Source organism: Pseudoalteromonas sp. DY56-GL22, assembly GCF_041414715.1.
GTDB classification, from domain to species: Bacteria; Pseudomonadota; Gammaproteobacteria; order Enterobacterales; family Alteromonadaceae; genus Pseudoalteromonas; species Pseudoalteromonas simplex.
On sequence record NZ_JANHZR010000017.1, the window covers coordinates 11,923 to 28,058 of the forward strand.

Here is a 16,136-nt window from a genome sequence, read left to right on the forward strand (position 1 = left end):
CAGAGATTAAAATGTCTAGTTTAAATTATAATATGAAAGTCGAAAATTCATCTGAAGATGTTGACTTAAAAAAAGTTTTTAATGTCTTTTTTAGGTACAAATGGCTGGTTTCATCAATAACTTTAGTAGCAGCTTTAATTTCAGTAGTATTTGCTATTAACCAGCCAAATATTTATAAATCGACTACTTTAATTATGCCTGCTGAGCAAGAGAGTAAAGGAGGGCTGTCCTCTCTCGCTAGTCAATTTGGCGGACTTGCTAGTTTGGCAGGAATGAATATTCCATCACAATCAAATAAATCAAAGATAGCTGTAGAAATACTTAGGTCGCGCCTATTCATATCAAAATTTATAAATAAACATAACTTATTACCTGATTTGATAGCTGCAGAATTTTGGGATTTAGGTAGTAATAAGTTGAGTTATAACCCAGATTTATATGATGCTGAGATGAAAAGGTGGGTGAGGAAAGTTCAGCTTCCATTTACGCCTAAGCCTACAGATCAAGAAGCTTATAATAGTTTTTTAGAGAAGCTAAGTATTATAGAAAACATTGAAACTGGCATGATCACTATTTCATTTGATCATATTTCACCTTATTTTGCTAAAAATATTCTCGATTTACTAATAGAGGATATCAATAATGAAATGAAAAAGAAGGATATTGAGGAAGCTAAAAAGAGTATCGCATTTCTAGAAGAGCAAATACGCAAAACAAGTGTTTCAGATATAAAGTCAATTTTCTATAACCTAATTGAAGAGCAAACTAAAACTATAATGTTTGCCGAAGTAAGAAAAGAATATGTTTTTAAAGTAATTGATCCTGCAATTGTTCCAGAGTTAAAAGATAGACCCAAAAGGGCATTAATTTGTATTTTTGGCACTTTGCTTGGATTTATGCTGAGTCTTTTGATTGTCTTTTTCTTGTCGAATATAAAAGGCATCTATTCAAAGTGATAGTAGTATTTGGCTTGAAACGCTATGAACAACTATAAATTTTACTTATGAATCTAAGAACTATAACTCAATACTCATTAGGACCTGTCGGTTCTGCGTTCCTTGGATTTGTAACTTTACCTCTGATTACATGGCATTTCAGTTCAGAAGATGTTGGAAGGCTGAGCATGCTATTTATAGTACAGAGTTTTGCTGTACTTTTTTTTTCCGTAGGTTTAGATCAATCTTACATTCGTTATTATTACTCCTCAAAAGATGCTGGTCAATTATTTAAAGATTGTATTACACCAGGCATTATCTTATTTATAATTACGTCTTTTACATTATATCTATTTGATCCCACTCTGATATCTTACATTTTGTTTGGGATTGAGGATTCAACATTAACTTTAATGACTTTAGCATGTATTTTGGTCGTTTACTTACAAAGGTTTATATCTTTAATTGTACGAATGCAGGAAAATGCATTATTGTTTTCCTTAAGTCAATTCTTACCTAAAGTATTCTTTCTATGTTACTTTTTCATTATAATTTTATTTGAAGAAGGCTCAGGTTTTATATATTTGCTATTAGGTCAGCTTATTTCGAACCTATTAATTCTTTTATATTTATTGTATGGAAATAAAGGGGGAATTTATAAATCGATATTGAGTAAGTTTTCTATTAAAAGATTTTCAGAGTATTTTAGTTACGGTTTGCCTTTAACTATTGGTGCTATAGCTTATTGGGGGCTTACTGCTACAGATAAGTTTTTTTTAAGAGCTTACTCATCATTAAATGAGTTAGGCATCTACTCTGTTGCTATAAGTTTCTCTACTGCAGCAATAATTTTCCAGAAAGTATTTACAACAATATGGACTCCATACGTTTATAAGACTATAAACGGCGGGCATGATGATAATGAAATTAGGAATATAAATAAGTATGTGGTTTTATTTGTTGCAGTTATAATTTCACTGCTCGGTATGGCAAGTTGGGTAATTGATTATATATTGCCAAATGAATATTCTTTGGTGAAATACTTAGTAATACCTTGCATGTTAGCCCCATTATTTTATGTACTTTCAGAAACAACAGTGATTGGACTTAATATAGTAAAAAAGACTAATTACTCAATGTTAGCATCAATTTTTGCTTTTGCTATTAATTTTATAGGTAACTTTTTCTTAGTGAAAAAATTCGGTGCATATGGAGCTGCGATTAGTACAGCAACTTCATTTTGGGTATTCCTTGTTCTTCGAACTGAGTTGTCATGTTATTTTTGGAAGAGTATACCGAGGGTAAGGTTATATATATTAACCTTATTTCTTTTGGTAGCATCAATAGTAACAATAATATTATCAAGTAAAGTTATAGTGTTAATTTGGATTTTTTTATCACTAGCAGTAGTAACCCTTTTCTATAAGGATTTTTTGTTCATGTTATCAACTATAAAAAAAGCAAAATTATAGAGGCTTAAATGAAAATCTTTTTCTTTGGTCAAGCCACTGGCGGAAATGCATTATTGTGGTTCAACTTCCTAAACCATCAAACTAAAAATAATAAGCAATTAGAAATTACATTTTTGGCACGAACCCTTTGTACTTTGAAGCACTCTTTTAAGGTTTTTTCACCTTATGGTTATAAAAAACTACCAAAGGTAATTCAAAAACTAAGGAATAAAAGTGTTTCATTATTTTTACTTGACCTCTATTTATTCCTCCTAAAAAGAAAAGGAATACAAGATTTATTAATTCTACAAGGGAACTATACACCAGCGACTAACTTGAAAGTATTAAGTAAGATAGAGCATAAAAAGTCAATATTAAACATTTATGGAAGTGACTTTTATAGAAAATATCTTAGAAAAGAACTTGATAAAGCTGGGCTGAAACAATTTATAGAGGTTCTTGAAAAAGTAGATGTAATTCATTGTAACTGGCATACAACGAAAGATGACTTCCTAAATGAGTTTCCACAGTTCAGTGAAAAGGTTCTGTGTTGTCCATGGGGAGCAGATTTAGATTGGTATGAACATGAAATGAAACCTAAAAAGAGAAAAGAAAACAAAGTCTTTTTATCTACTAGAGCATTGCACTCATATAATAATGTAGATCTAGTAGTTGAAGCATTTTGTAAAGCTTTTCCTAGTAATACACATCATCAGTTACATATAGTTGGTGCTTATGGTTGCGATCCTGAAGTACTTAAAAATATACGTAAAACCATTATAGATTATGATCAAAGCAATAACATTAAAATTGATATAGATAAATGGTACGAAGGTACTGATCTAATGAATTTATATGACAGCGCTGATTATAATATTTGTTTTGGTTCTACAGATCAATTAACGATAAGTATCGTTTATGCTTATTTACGTGGAACAAAAAACATACTTTCTCCTTTAGATAATTATCAGTACCTTAGCCAATTAGGTTTCAAAACACAGTCTATATGTGAAGAAATTTCAGTTGAAAACCTTAAAGAAAAGTTTCTATATTTAGTTGATAATTCGATGGATGAAAAAAGTATTATAAGTGATGAAAAATTAGCAAGAAAAGTTTTTAATTTAGAAACAGTCTTTAATCACTATATGGAAAAAATTAATGAATAATAATATTACTCCAGGCTATATAACATTATTAGATATTTTAATTAAGGGCTCTGATAAACTTGATTTTTCACTAGATTCTATAGAAGCAGGGCATAATGGGCCTTATAAAGACGAAGAGACAAGAGCTAGAAATATCGCACACTGGATAATAATTTTCAGTTGTATATATAAGGAAACTAAAGAAATTAAATACAAAGAGTTTTCTTATCAAGCTATTGATCTTCTTTTATCAGAACAGTTCCGCCCGATGAAAGCAGCATTTTTCTGTCGAAAAAATCCTCTTAAAGACTTCTCTAATGGTGTTATGGGACAAGCATGGATCATGGAAGCATTAATCTATTCATCAAAAGTTTATAATGATGGTGAGTTGATGAAGCAGGCTATTTCTCTTTATAGAATGCATTCATTTGACAGTAACCGAAGTCTTTGGAGGGTATTGAATGTAGAAGGCTCTTTTGGAGACTTCGATCAAACTTTTAATCATCAACTTTGGTTTGCATCTATAGCTGCAAAGTTGGACTTTAGCATTGCAAAAGAGCAAAGCCTAAGCTTTATGGATAATGTATTAAGCAATGTAGAATTGTATTCAGATGGAATTATCTATCATAAATCATCGATTTATAATTTTAAAATAGAAAAGAACCTAGGATTTGGTTCGATCTTAGATTATTTTTTCAATAAAATGTATTCTTTTAAAATTAAGCGTTCTCTTTATTCTAAATCTGTAGGGTATCACTCCTTTAACCTGGTCGCTTTAAGTTATTTATACTCTGAATTCAAAGAACATGCTTTTTTCAAAAGTAAAAAGTTTGAGAAAATTATATCAGTAATAAAATCTGAACAATATTTAAAGTCATTAAAGAAATCTAAATATTCTTATCAATATAATCCGCCAGGCATTGAGGAGGCAATAGCACTCTCAAATATTATTTCAGATGAGAACTATGCAATTAAAGCACTTGAAAGGCATTTTTCGATTACAGGAATCAGTAATACAGTCAATGTGCATGACTACCATACAAGTTTAGCTAGGCTTTATGAAATTGCTTTGTTAGATATTAAACTAACTACACCTATTAAGGTATCTTCTGAAATGGTGTCTAAGTGACAAAAGATAAAGTCAACTTTGTAATATTCTTTAGCATTTTCTTTTTTCCATTATTTCCATCAATAATGGTTAATTCTCAGGTTCACATTAATATTTTAGTTTTTTTACTTTCAATACTATACCTTATTATTTATAAAAAAAGTGTTGATTTTTCCCGTAACAAGGTTGTTATAAGTTATTACTTAGTCCTTTTATTATTACTTAGTGTTAGTTTTATTTTTGACATCGTAAGCTTAGAGATATCTATTGGAAGTGGATTTTCCTACTTAAGGCCATTGATGTTGTTGGTTATAACTATTGCCGCTATTGATGCAGTCAAAAATTCTGATTTTGTATATAAGCAACGGCTGGCTTTGATTGTTCTTGTTTCGACTTTATATGTTTTTGTTGAGTTGATTCTAAACTCTCAGCCATATTTTCATGAGCTCGTTTTTTATCTTTATAAAAGAGAGTTTAGATTTGAACTTTTATTTTATGCTGTAACCTTTTTTGGAACTAGTTACTATTCAGGCTATGCTTTTCTGATTCTTTTCTTTTTGGCATTAATTAATTATAACAAGTATCAAACTACACTTTTTGGTTTCCTTTTAGTCGTCTTAACAGCACTGTTGGTTTTATTATCACAGAGCAAGTCGATGATTTTCTCTTTATTTATCTGTATATATTTGTATGCTTTTTTTAAATCTAAGAGTTTATTGCTTAAGTCTATTCTATTCTTCTTCCCTTTTGCGTTAGTGTTTTTATTTTTTATTAATAAAGATGTAATTTCTAATATACTTATCTCAACAGAACTTCGCTCACTAAAGTCTCTTGATACATTATTAATGAATACATCAAACTCTGGAACTTTGAATGTCCGCTTTGAGCAAATAATTTCAGCTTTTAATTCAGCATATGAAAAGAGCATCTTTTTTGGAAGCGGGCTCGGAAGGGATGAAAGTTTAGAATCATTACCGGCTGTATACTTTTTTAGATATGGACTCCTATCAATATTTTTCCATTATTTTGTTGTATTTTTTATTGTAGTCTTCTCATTTATAAAAATGCGTGAACTGCGTAAATCAGATGACTTTATTTACCCACTTGTGGTATTCTTATGGGCTTTTACTTTACCCTTAACGCAATTTAGTGGGGTAATGGTAGAAATGTCAAAACTATCCTATATGTCAGCGCTGATGGTTGGTTATCTTTTAAAGTTGAGAGGTTTGAGTGCCAAATAAAGTTCTTGTATCAGTAATTATACCTTACTACAACTCTAGGGCTAGTTTATCCAAACTGTTATCTTCAATTCCTGAGCATGATTGGCTAGAAGTAATTGTTGTAAATGATCACTCTGACAGTATAGAAGATATAATTTCTAAACATAAACGTTCTATTACTTTTATGCAATTACAAGGGCATCGGTGGGCTGGAGCGGCACGAAACTTAGGCTTACAAAAATCAGTCGGTCAATTTATTCTATTTGCTGATGCCGATGATTGTTTTTTAGAAGGTGCGTTTGATAAAGTTTATAATTATTGCCATAAATCAAATGATTTAGTTTTTTTTACACCGACGAGTAGAAAAGAGTCGGGAGAATCATCTACAAGGCACCTAAGTTATAAACAGCTTATCTTAGATTTTATTGAAACAGGCAAAGATGCGATAAAATACAGATTTCATGTTCCTTGGAGTAAACTTGTAAGTAGAAAGTTAATTGTAGATAACAATATACTTTTTGATGAAGTGATTGCTTCAAACGATGTTAACTTTTCTTTGAAATGTTCATATTTCGCTAAAAATATTGCTGTTACTACTGATGAAATATACTGTGTTGTTGAAAGTGATCAAAGCTTAACAAAGCAACTGTCTGAAGAAGTGATTGACTCTAGGTTTGATGCACTTTCACGCTACAATGACTTTCTTATTTCTAAAGGCGACCCGAATCTAGCTGCTATGTCAGGCCATCTTTTTTCAGCTTATAAATTCGGCTTTAATAAGTTTTTAAGTCGTTATTTCTACTGTCGCTATAGAGGGTATAAAATTTTTTATAGTTGGTCTCATATTTTTAGTGTTATTAGGAGAAGAAAGTTAGTCTAATGAAAATCTTATATTTGCATCAATATTTTGCTACCCCTTCTTCTAAAAGTGGAACTCGTTCTTATGAGATGGCTAAAAGGTTAGTTAAAAATGGCCATGATGTGACTTTTGTTACATCTTCGGCTTATTTATCTGATGAATTCAGTTTAAAAAATGGATGGAATTATTTAGAAATTGAAGGAATTAAACTTCATGTCTTAAATCTTAATTACTCTAATAATGATGGATTTATTAAGCGAATTTTTAAATTTATTAACTTTTCTATTCGCTCTACATTTAAAGCTTTAAAAGTTAAATCCAATGTGGTTTTTGCTACTAGTACTCCGCTTACAATTGCGATTCCAGGATTAGTCTATTCAAAAATTAAAGGAAAGCCTTTGGTTTTTGAGGTCAGAGATTTATGGCCAGAGCTTCCTATTGCAACAGGGGTGATTAAAAATCCATTAATAATTTCTTTTGCTAGGTGGTTAGAAAAGTATACATATAGAAACTCTTCTCGCCTGGTTGGCCTTTCTCCCGGAATGTGTGATGGTATTGCTCAGCAAGGGATACCTAGAAGTAAAATAACCTTAGCTACTAACAGTTGTGATACAGAACTCTTTGATGTCGATAGTATCGTTGGTGAAAATTATATTAACTCCAATTTTTGCTTTCTAAATGGCCGTAAATTAATTGTTTATACAGGAACTTTCGGTTTGATCAACGATGTTGGGTACCTTGTCGAAATAGCTAAGGAAGCTATGAACATTGCACCTGAGTTATGCTTTGTTGCAATAGGTGAAGGTATGGAGAAAGAAAAGGTTATTGAGAAGGCGTCAAGTGCAGGAGTTCTCAATAAGAATCTTTATATATTACCAGCCGTACCTAAAACAGAGATTGTAAAGATTCTTTCCGCTGCCGACTTATCACTCTCATTATTTGGACCTATAAAGGAGATGTGGAATAATTCGGCTAATAAACTTTTTGATTCTTTGGCCTCACAGACTCCGATTGCTATAAATTACGGAGGCTGGCAAAAAGAATTTATACTTGAGTCTAAATGTGGTGTTGTTCTTGACCATAGGAACTATAAAAGTTCGGTTATTAATATCAAAGATTTCTTATTTGATATGAAGGCATATAACCTGGCAAAGGATAGTTGCCGCACACTTTCTTATGAGCGTTTTTCGAGAGATATTATGGCTAAAAAGTTAGAGAACACGATACTGGAAGCATGTGATGATTAAGCGGCTTTTTGATTTTATTGTTTCGCTTTTTGCTTTGCTTTTATTATCCCCACTAATGCTTATTTTATCTTTATTGGTGCGATTCAATATAGGCTCACCTATTCTTTTTAAGCAGGAGCGGCCAGGTCTCAATGGTCATGTGTTTAATATGCTTAAATTTAGAACCATGTTAAATGATACAGATAGTCAAGGCCGACTCTTACCCGATGAAAAAAGAATTACAAAGTTTGGCGCGTTCTTACGTTCAACAAGCTTGGATGAATTACCTGGTCTCATAAATGTTCTCAAAGGTGAGATGAGTTTGGTTGGTCCAAGACCTCTTCTTGTTCAGTATTTACCTCTATATAACAAAGAGCAGGCACGACGCCATGATGTTCGTCCAGGTATAACTGGGTGGGCCCAAGTTAATGGCCGAAATGCTATTAGTTGGGAAGATAAGTTTAAATTTGATGTTTGGTACGTTGATAATCATAGCTTTTTACTTGATATAAAAATTCTTTTTTTAACAGTAAAAAAGGTATTTGTTCGTGAAGGTATTAGTGCTGATGGTGAAGCAACAATGCCACTCTTTAAAGGTAGTGATAAAGAATGAAAGATATTATAGTTATTGGCGGTGGAGGCTTTGCCAAAGAAGTTATTTGGCTAGCTAATGATTGCAATCGTAAAGTTAGAGGTGTCTTAGACGATAATTCCGAAACTCATGGCCTTGAACTTCAAGGTGTAAATGTCTTGGGAAATATAGATTCTTGGATTGAATATGCTTCAGATTGTCAGTTTGTAATTGCAATTGGTAATCCTCGTGTGCGTAAGCTAGTGGCTGATAAAATGAAGCTTTTAGGGGACCCTGATTACGCAATCTTAGTACATCCTAGTGTACGTTTCTCAAACACAGTTAAAATTTCCAAAGGAGCTATTGTTTGCGCTGGAACTATTTTGACAACAGACATTGAACTTGGTGAGCACTGTGTTTTAAATCTTAATGTCACTGTTGGTCATGAGTGTGAAATTAGAGATTTTGTAACAGTTGCACCTATGGCTGCTATTTCAGGAAATGTGACCTTACATGATTTGGTTGAAGTTGGCACTGGGGCTGTAATTAGACAGGGGCTAACTCTAGAAGGCGGTTCAATGCTTGGAATGGGTGGGGTTCTAACTAAGAATATACCGGAAAAATTTATTTTTGCAGGTAACCCAGCAAAGAAACTCAAGGAGATTGTTGAGTAATGGAAGTATCAATCATTGGTTCTGGTACAATGGCAACAGGTATTGCCCAAGTTATTTGTAACTGCGTTCAGATTACTAAGGTTAACATTATTGCTCGCACAGAAGCTAAAGCAGCTAATGTGATAGATATTTGCGAAAAAGGTATGAAGCGACTTATTCGTAAGTCTAAAATTACCGAAGAGCAAGCTTCTACATCTGTTGAAAAATTACAAGCCTGTACAGATTTAGAGGTCATTAGGAATTCAGATTTAATTATAGAAGCTGTAGCCGAAGACTTTACAGTAAAAATGGAATTATTTTCTAAGCTATCTAACTTAGTGTCCAATAATGCAATCGTAGCAACGAACACTTCTTCTCTATCAATTACTGCTTTTGCCAGTGTACTGCCTAATCCTAAAAATGTTGTAGGCTTGCACTTTTTCAATCCTGCACCCGTAATGGAGTTAGTTGAGATTGTTGTTGGTCATGAAACATCTAGCTCTATTGTGGAAAAGTTAGAGTCACTAACAAAGATGTTAGGTAAATCACCTGTGGTTGTGCAGGAGGCTCCTGGATTCGTAGTTAATCGTATGCTTATTCCTATGATTAATGAAGCTGTTAGTATTTTAGCTGAAGGTGTTGCTACAGCAGAGGATATTGATAAGGCTATGAAGCTTGGTGCGCATCATCCTATGGGCCCATTAGCTCTAGCTGATTTAATTGGTAATGATGTGAATTTATCAATTATGGAAACGCTTTATAGCGAAACAGGTGATCCTAAATACCGAGCACATCCTTTACTAAGGAAAATGGTTCGAGCAAATCATTTAGGGCGAAAATCTAAAAAAGGCTTTTTTGAGTATAAGTAATGTTAAACACTCCTTTTTCTCCGTGGCCAAGCTTTACCCAAGAAGAAGCTGATGCTGTTAGCCGCGTTATTTTATCGAATAAAGTTAATTATTGGACCGGTACAGAAGGCCGTGAATTTGAAAATGAATTTGCAGCTTGGACTGGTACAGAGTACGCTGTAGCGTTAGGTAATGGAACTCTTGCTCTCGATCTTGCTTTAAAGGCATTAGATATAGGTCCAGACGATGAGGTAATTACTACACCTCGTACATTTTTAGCTTCTGCGAGCAGTATTGTTACTGCAGGTGCATCGCCAATATTTGCTGATGTTGATCTTAACAGTCAAGCAATCACAGCTGAGTCTATTAAAGCCGTACTTACTCCTAAAACTAAAGCTGTCATAGTTGTGCATTTAGCTGGAATGCCGGCTGAGATGGATGCAATCATGGCGTTAAGTAATGAGTATGGATTCTATGTTATTGAGGATTGTGCTCAGGCACATGGAGCAAAATACAAAGGTAAGTCAGTTGGGAGCATTGGCCACATTGGAGCTTGGAGCTTTTGCCAAGACAAAATAATGACTACAGGCGGTGAAGGTGGCATGGTTACCACAAACTCTAAAGAGTTATGGTCAAAAATGTGGAGCTACAAAGATCATGGTAAAAGCTTTGATGCCATTTACAATCGTGAGCATCCTCCAGGATTTAGATGGCTACATGAAAGCTTTGGTACGAACTGGCGTATGACCGAGATGCAGGCTGTAATTGGACGTATTCAGCTAACTCGTATGAGTGACTGGACTGCAAAGCGTCAAGCTTATGGTGCACAATTAGATCAGGCTGCAAGTGGTTATAATTGTGTCCGTTTAGTGTCAATACCTGAATATATTGAGCATGCTGAGTATAAGCATTATATGTTTATAAAGCCTGAATCTTTAGCTGAAGGATGGGATCGGGACCGAATAGTTAACGAAATAGTAGCTCGTGGTGTGCCTTGTTTTCAAGGAAGTTGCTCTGAAGTTTATTTAGAAAAAGCTTTTGATAATACTTTGTGGCGACCAGCTGAGCGCTTGAAAAATGCTGTCCAGTTAGGTGAAACCTCATTAATGTTCCTTGTACATCCATCTCTAACTCAGGATGAAATTCAGCAAACTACAATTGCTATACACGAGGTTTTAGAAGCCGCATCTAAATAACATAGTCTTAAGTGGTAGATTAGTTGCTTCTTCGGTAACAAATTGCCACTTTTTTTTACAAAAAAGCAAAGGATTGTTAAGCACTGCTCAACTAGATTATAGGAATTGTTTTAGTTGTTCCTAATGTAGTAGAATTAGAGTAGGACTGATATGTTACTTTTTAATAGGGACCCTTTCTTGTTTTTAGATACTCTTGTCAAATTACCGCGAAACCAAAAAAGAGTTGTTTCTTTAATTATAGATACTTTTTTTATATTTTTATCTTTTTGGCTTGCATTTGTATTAAGACTCGATAGCTTGAAAGAGTTTTATGACTACCAGAACTGGTTATTACTTTTAGGGGTATTACCATTAAGTTTGTCTGCTTTTGTGAAGCTAGGCTTATATCGTGCTGTTTTACGGTATATTAACTCTCAAGCTTTATGGGCAATTTTAGCAGGTGTGATCTTATCCACGGCCTCTCTAATTGGCCTTTCATTCTTTATTGGGGCGCAAGTCCCAAGAACTGTACCTGTTATATACTTTTGTATCGCTTTGCTGCTTATTGGTGGTAGCCGATTAACAGTACGTGCGATCGTCGGTAAACTCATTATGCGCAGAAAAGAAGGCGTGGTTATTTACGGTGCAGGCTCTGCTGGACGTCAATTAGCAACTGCGTTGGCTAATGGACCTGAATATGCGCCAGTTGCGTTTTTAGACGATGACCTTAAAAAACAAAATACATTCGTACAAGGGTTGAATGTTTTTTCATCTAAAGAAATTGCAAAAGTAGTTGCTACTAAATCAGTCACGAAAATTTTATTAGCTTTACCAAGTGCTAACCGAAGCCGCAGAAAAGAAATCCTCAATGAAATTGAGTCTTTTAAACTACAAGTTATGACGATTCCTGGAATGGCCGATTTGGTAGCTGGGAACACTTCATTAGAACAAATAAAAGAAGTAGGTGTTGAAGATCTTTTAGGGCGTGATCCAGTAGAGCCAAACACCGAATTAATGTCTGCTAATATTCAAAATAAGGTTGTTTTGGTTTCAGGTGCAGGTGGGTCAATTGGCTCTGAGCTTTGTCGTCAAATTGTTAAAAACTCACCAACGAAGCTAGTCTTGTTTGAACTTTCTGAATATGGCTTATATGCAATTGAAAAAGAGCTGAAAGACTACGTTTTTCAAAACTCCTTAAATATCGAAATAGTGCCAATTCTTGGCTCTATTCAAAACTTTAAACTCATCTCAATGACAATTTCGTCATTTAAAGTGCAAACTATTTATCATGCTGCGGCTTACAAGCATGTGCCTTTAGTTGAGCATAATGTTATTGAAGGTGTTAAAAATAATATATTTGGCACCAGTAACATTGCCCGTGCTGCTATAGAAAATAACGTTGAAACCTTTGTACTTATTTCAACCGATAAAGCGGTTCGACCTACCAATGTGATGGGGACAACCAAACGCATGGCTGAGTTAGTGCTGCAAGCATTATCTGATACACAAAAAGCTACGCGCTTTACTATGGTTCGTTTTGGTAATGTTCTGGGCTCTTCAGGCTCTGTTGTACCATTATTCAGGCAACAAATTAAGCAAGGCGGCCCTATCACTTTAACCCATAAAGACATAACTCGTTATTTTATGACTATTCCTGAAGCTGCACAGCTTGTTATTCAAGCAGGTGCAATGGGTAAGGGTGGCGATGTGTTCGTTTTAGATATGGGTGAACCGGTTAAAATAATGGATTTAGCGACTAAGATGGTCCACCTCTCTGGCTTAGAAGTGAAGTCAAATAAACACCCTGAAGGTGATATTGAAATTCAATGTACTGGCCTACGTCCTGGTGAAAAGCTTTATGAAGAGCTATTGATTGGTGATAACGTTGTTGGTACTGATCATCAAAGAATCATGAGTGCACACGAAGTTAAAATGCCATGGGATGAGCTTGAACAAGTTTTACTTGAGCTTAAATCGTCATGTGATTTAAACGATCACCACTCTATTCGTAAGTTGTTGTTAGAAGCACCAACAGCCTTTAATCCCACAGATGGTATTTGTGACCTCCATTGGCTTGAGAGTGTAAAAAATAACGAAAACGTAACAGTATTAAAGAATGCAAAGTAAAAAATAAAGTAGTTTAATTAGGTATATATGAATATTACAATCGCGGGTACAGGTTATGTTGGTTTATCTAATGCCATGTTGTTGGCCCAACATAACAATGTAGTAGCTCTAGATATTGTTGAAGAAAAAGTAGCGCAACTAAATGCCGGGAAGTCGCCAATATCAGATACAGAAATTGAAGATTTTCTTGCTAATAAGCAACTGAGTTTTACTGCCACTACAGATAAGCAATTAGCTTATCAAAATGCAGATTTCATCATCATCGCTACACCTACCGATTATGATCCAGAGACCAACTACTTTAATACAAAGTCAGTTGAAGCTGTTATTGCTGATGTACAAACAATAAACCCAACAGCAGTAATGGTTATTAAGTCAACTGTACCTGTTGGCTTTACCGAAAGCATTAAGCAAAAGTTTAATACAGAAAATATTATTTTCTCTCCAGAGTTTTTAAGAGAGGGTAAAGCGTTATACGACAACTTACACCCATCGCGTATTATTGTGGGTGAACGATCAGAGCGCGCCGAGGTATTTGCAAATTTACTAGCACAAGGGGCTATTAAAGAAGAGATTGAAGTATTGTTTACTGATCCAACTGAAGCAGAAGCCATTAAGTTGTTTTCAAATACTTACCTTGCTATGCGCGTAGCCTACTTTAACGAGCTTGACAGCTACGCAGAAAGTCATGGGTTGAATTCTAAACAAATAATCGAAGGGGTAAGTTTAGACCCGCGTATTGGTGGTCATTATAATAATCCTTCTTTTGGTTATGGAGGCTATTGCTTACCTAAAGATACCAAGCAGTTACTAGCTAACTACAAGGATGTGCCAAATAACATGATCCGCGCAATCGTAGATGCAAATTCAACTCGTAAAGATTTTATTGCAGAATCTATTCTTGCTAGAAAACCGAAAGTTTTAGGTATTCACCGCTTAATAATGAAATCAGGTTCAGACAACTTTAGAGCATCTGCAATTCAAGGTATTATGAAGCGAGTTAAGGCTAAGGGTGTTGAAGTAATTGTTTATGAACCGGAATTACATGAAGAAACTTTCTTTAACTCTAAAGTGACCCATGACCTAGCTGAATTAAAGTCTTCTGCAGATGTAATTATTGCCAACAGAATGGTAACTGAGCTCGATGATGTTGCAGAAAAAGTGTACACCAGAGACCTGTTTGGTAGTGATTAGTTTCAGCAAAAGGTAATAACAAATTTGTAATAGACACGCCTAAATTCTCTGCGTATAATCGCTGGCTCATAAAAACCAGTCCTTTTGGGTTGGTTTTAAGGAACGTGAGTATTTTAGGTGTGGCTATGGAAAGTTGGTACTTACTTTTTTGCAAATCAAAACAAGAACAAAGAGCTAAAATTAACCTTCAAAACCAAGGTTTTGAAGTGTTCTTCCCCGAACATAAAATCGAGCGAATCGCAAAAGGTCGCCGTTCAATTCGTACATCTCCTCTTTTCCCTAGTTATTTATTTATAAAACTAGACTCGCAAAACTGTAACTTTACTGAGGTAAAAAATACCCGTGGTGTAAGTGGTTTTGTTGCTTATGGTCAGAAATTTCAAATCGTCTCTGAGCAGTTAATTGCGCAGCTTAAATCTATGAGTGATATATGTGAGGTAACATCAACGTTACCGAAAGCAGGTGACGTTGTTTATCTAAACACAGAGTCATTTAAAAATGTTCAAGCAATTTATCAAGAGCCAGACGGCGATATGCGCAGCATTTTATTAGTTAACTTGTTGAATAAACAAATCGCCGTAAGTGTAGAGAATAAAGAAATTAGTTTATAAGTCGTGATCCAAAACGACAATAATGTAAGAACGGCTTTAGCCGTGAACATGATTTAAATGTTCGGCGTTAAAACGCCTCCTACGGTGTAAGCACTAAGCTTTAACACGTGAAAAACAAAAAATAATAATAAAATCAGTACGTAGGAACTGCAACCTAGGGGCGGAAGCGTGCCCGAAGGGCTAGACAAGCAAAGAGTTTTGCTTTCAAGATGGAGCGAGAGGAGCTCTGCGACGAACTGGAACGGAAGCGTGCCCGAAGGGCTAGACAAGCAAAGAATTTTGCTTTCAAGATGTTACGAGAAGCGAGAACCCCGTAGGAACGGCTTTAGCCGTGAATGGTTAAAAATGTTCGGCGTTAAAACGCCTCCTACGGTCGTAGGCGTCACGCTTGCTTGGCGCGTCTCAAACACAGCACTTCTGCTAACACTTCGCGCGAAATAAATTTCACGCCTACAAATGGTGAATGCCGAAGGGTAAGTCGTAGGCGACACGTTTGCTTGGCGCGTCTCAAACACGGCACTGTTGTTAATAATTCGCGCGAAATAAATTTCACGCCTACAAATGGCGAATTCTGAAGGGTAAGGTGTAGGCGTCACGCTTGCTTGGCGCGTCTCAAACACGGCACTGTTGCTAACACTTCGCGCGAAATAAATTTCACGCCTATAAAAAGGCGAATTCCGAAGGATAAGGTGTAGGCGTCACGCTTGCTTGGCGCGTCTCAAACACAGCACTTCTGCTAACACTTCGCGCGAAATAAATTTCACGCCTACAAATGGCGAATTCTGAAGGGTAAGGTGTAGCCAATCCCGTAGGAACGGCTTTAGCCGTGAATGTTTGAAAAATGTCCGGCGTTAAAACGCCTCCTACAGGTAGGCTTTTGTATTAATAACGCGATACCGCTTGCAAACACGCACAAGCAACGATTTACAATCTTGAAGAACCTAGAACCTAGAACCTAGAACCTAGAACCTAGAACCTAGAACCTAGAACCTAGAACCTAGAACCTAGAACCT

At 35.1% G+C, this 16,136-nt stretch carries 14 protein-coding genes; all 14 read left to right on the top strand.

What is annotated here, in order from left to right:
* Positions 1-11 precede the first annotated feature (11 nt).
* Positions 12-956 (top strand): Wzz/FepE/Etk N-terminal domain-containing protein, encoded by a 945-nt coding sequence (locus NO991_RS20135; RefSeq protein WP_371352331.1) that lies wholly within the window; start codon positions 12-14, stop codon positions 954-956.
* Between the two features lie 47 nt (positions 957-1,003).
* Entirely contained in the window at positions 1,004-2,407 is a 1,404-nt protein-coding gene (locus NO991_RS20140; protein WP_371352332.1) for a lipopolysaccharide biosynthesis protein, read from the top strand.
* 8 nt (positions 2,408-2,415) lie between these two features.
* Positions 2,416-3,552 (top strand): hypothetical protein, encoded by a 1,137-nt coding sequence (locus tag NO991_RS20145; protein WP_371352333.1) that lies wholly within the window; start codon positions 2,416-2,418, stop codon positions 3,550-3,552.
* Positions 3,545-4,660, top strand: a complete 1,116-nt coding sequence (locus NO991_RS20150; RefSeq protein WP_371352334.1) for a hypothetical protein — start codon at positions 3,545-3,547, stop codon at positions 4,658-4,660. Before NO991_RS20145 ends, NO991_RS20150 begins: the two co-directional genes overlap by 8 nt.
* Positions 4,657-5,880: a hypothetical protein gene (locus tag NO991_RS20155; RefSeq protein WP_371352335.1), complete on the top strand. Its 1,224-nt coding sequence runs from the start codon at positions 4,657-4,659 to the stop codon at positions 5,878-5,880. The genes NO991_RS20150 and NO991_RS20155 overlap by 4 nt, the downstream gene beginning before the upstream one ends.
* On the top strand, positions 5,870-6,739 hold the full coding sequence (locus tag NO991_RS20160) for a glycosyltransferase family 2 protein (protein ID WP_130167241.1): 870 nt from the start codon (positions 5,870-5,872) through the stop codon (positions 6,737-6,739). Before NO991_RS20155 ends, NO991_RS20160 begins: the two co-directional genes overlap by 11 nt.
* Positions 6,739-7,965, top strand: coding sequence for a glycosyltransferase family 4 protein (locus NO991_RS20165; protein WP_371352336.1), 1,227 nt, complete (start codon positions 6,739-6,741; stop codon positions 7,963-7,965). Before NO991_RS20160 ends, NO991_RS20165 begins: the two co-directional genes overlap by 1 nt.
* The gene (locus NO991_RS20170; RefSeq protein ID WP_371352337.1) at positions 7,958-8,557 is read left to right on the top strand and encodes a sugar transferase; all 600 of its coding nucleotides are present in this window, start codon (positions 7,958-7,960) and stop codon (positions 8,555-8,557) included. The genes NO991_RS20165 and NO991_RS20170 overlap by 8 nt, the downstream gene beginning before the upstream one ends.
* On the top strand, positions 8,554-9,189 hold the full coding sequence (locus NO991_RS20175; protein WP_130167244.1) for an acetyltransferase: 636 nt from the start codon (positions 8,554-8,556) through the stop codon (positions 9,187-9,189). Before NO991_RS20170 ends, NO991_RS20175 begins: the two co-directional genes overlap by 4 nt.
* Positions 9,189-10,037: a 3-hydroxyacyl-CoA dehydrogenase family protein gene (locus NO991_RS20180; protein ID WP_130167245.1), complete on the top strand. Its 849-nt coding sequence runs from the start codon at positions 9,189-9,191 to the stop codon at positions 10,035-10,037. The genes NO991_RS20175 and NO991_RS20180 overlap by 1 nt, the downstream gene beginning before the upstream one ends.
* Complete coding sequence (locus NO991_RS20185) at positions 10,037-11,212, top strand: DegT/DnrJ/EryC1/StrS family aminotransferase (RefSeq protein ID WP_371352339.1); 1,176 nt, start codon at positions 10,037-10,039, stop codon at positions 11,210-11,212. The genes NO991_RS20180 and NO991_RS20185 overlap by 1 nt, the downstream gene beginning before the upstream one ends.
* Positions 11,213-11,362: 150 nt before the next feature.
* Positions 11,363-13,318: a polysaccharide biosynthesis protein gene (locus tag NO991_RS20190; RefSeq protein WP_371352340.1), complete on the top strand. Its 1,956-nt coding sequence runs from the start codon at positions 11,363-11,365 to the stop codon at positions 13,316-13,318.
* Between the two features lie 27 nt (positions 13,319-13,345).
* A complete protein-coding gene (locus NO991_RS20195; RefSeq protein ID WP_371352341.1) occupies positions 13,346-14,512 on the top strand; it encodes a nucleotide sugar dehydrogenase in 1,167 nt (388 codons plus the stop codon).
* A gap of 125 nt (positions 14,513-14,637) precedes the next feature.
* Positions 14,638-15,123, top strand: a complete 486-nt coding sequence (rfaH, locus tag NO991_RS20200; protein WP_371352342.1) for a transcription/translation regulatory transformer protein RfaH — start codon at positions 14,638-14,640, stop codon at positions 15,121-15,123.
* The last annotated feature ends 1,013 nt before the right edge of the window (positions 15,124-16,136 follow it).

Bases quoted from the DNA above. Each gene is read 5' to 3' on its own strand.
- NO991_RS20185 (WP_371352339.1), top strand. From the start codon at position 10,037: ATGTTAAACACTCCTTTTTCTCCGTGGCCAAGCTTTACCCAAGAAGAA.
- NO991_RS20145 (WP_371352333.1), top strand. From the start codon at position 2,416: ATGAAAATCTTTTTCTTTGGTCAAGCCACTGGCGGAAATGCATTATTG.
- rfaH (WP_371352342.1), top strand. From the start codon at position 14,638: ATGGAAAGTTGGTACTTACTTTTTTGCAAATCAAAACAAGAACAAAGA.
- NO991_RS20135 (WP_371352331.1), top strand. From the start codon at position 12: ATGTCTAGTTTAAATTATAATATGAAAGTCGAAAATTCATCTGAAGAT.
- NO991_RS20180 (WP_130167245.1), top strand. From the start codon at position 9,189: ATGGAAGTATCAATCATTGGTTCTGGTACAATGGCAACAGGTATTGCC.
- NO991_RS20150 (WP_371352334.1), top strand. From the start codon at position 3,545: ATGAATAATAATATTACTCCAGGCTATATAACATTATTAGATATTTTA.
- NO991_RS20170 (WP_371352337.1), top strand. From the start codon at position 7,958: ATGATTAAGCGGCTTTTTGATTTTATTGTTTCGCTTTTTGCTTTGCTT.
- NO991_RS20165 (WP_371352336.1), top strand. From the start codon at position 6,739: ATGAAAATCTTATATTTGCATCAATATTTTGCTACCCCTTCTTCTAAA.
- NO991_RS20195 (WP_371352341.1), top strand. From the start codon at position 13,346: ATGAATATTACAATCGCGGGTACAGGTTATGTTGGTTTATCTAATGCC.
- NO991_RS20140 (WP_371352332.1), top strand. From the start codon at position 1,004: ATGAATCTAAGAACTATAACTCAATACTCATTAGGACCTGTCGGTTCT.
- NO991_RS20190 (WP_371352340.1), top strand. From the start codon at position 11,363: ATGTTACTTTTTAATAGGGACCCTTTCTTGTTTTTAGATACTCTTGTC.
- NO991_RS20175 (WP_130167244.1), top strand. From the start codon at position 8,554: ATGAAAGATATTATAGTTATTGGCGGTGGAGGCTTTGCCAAAGAAGTT.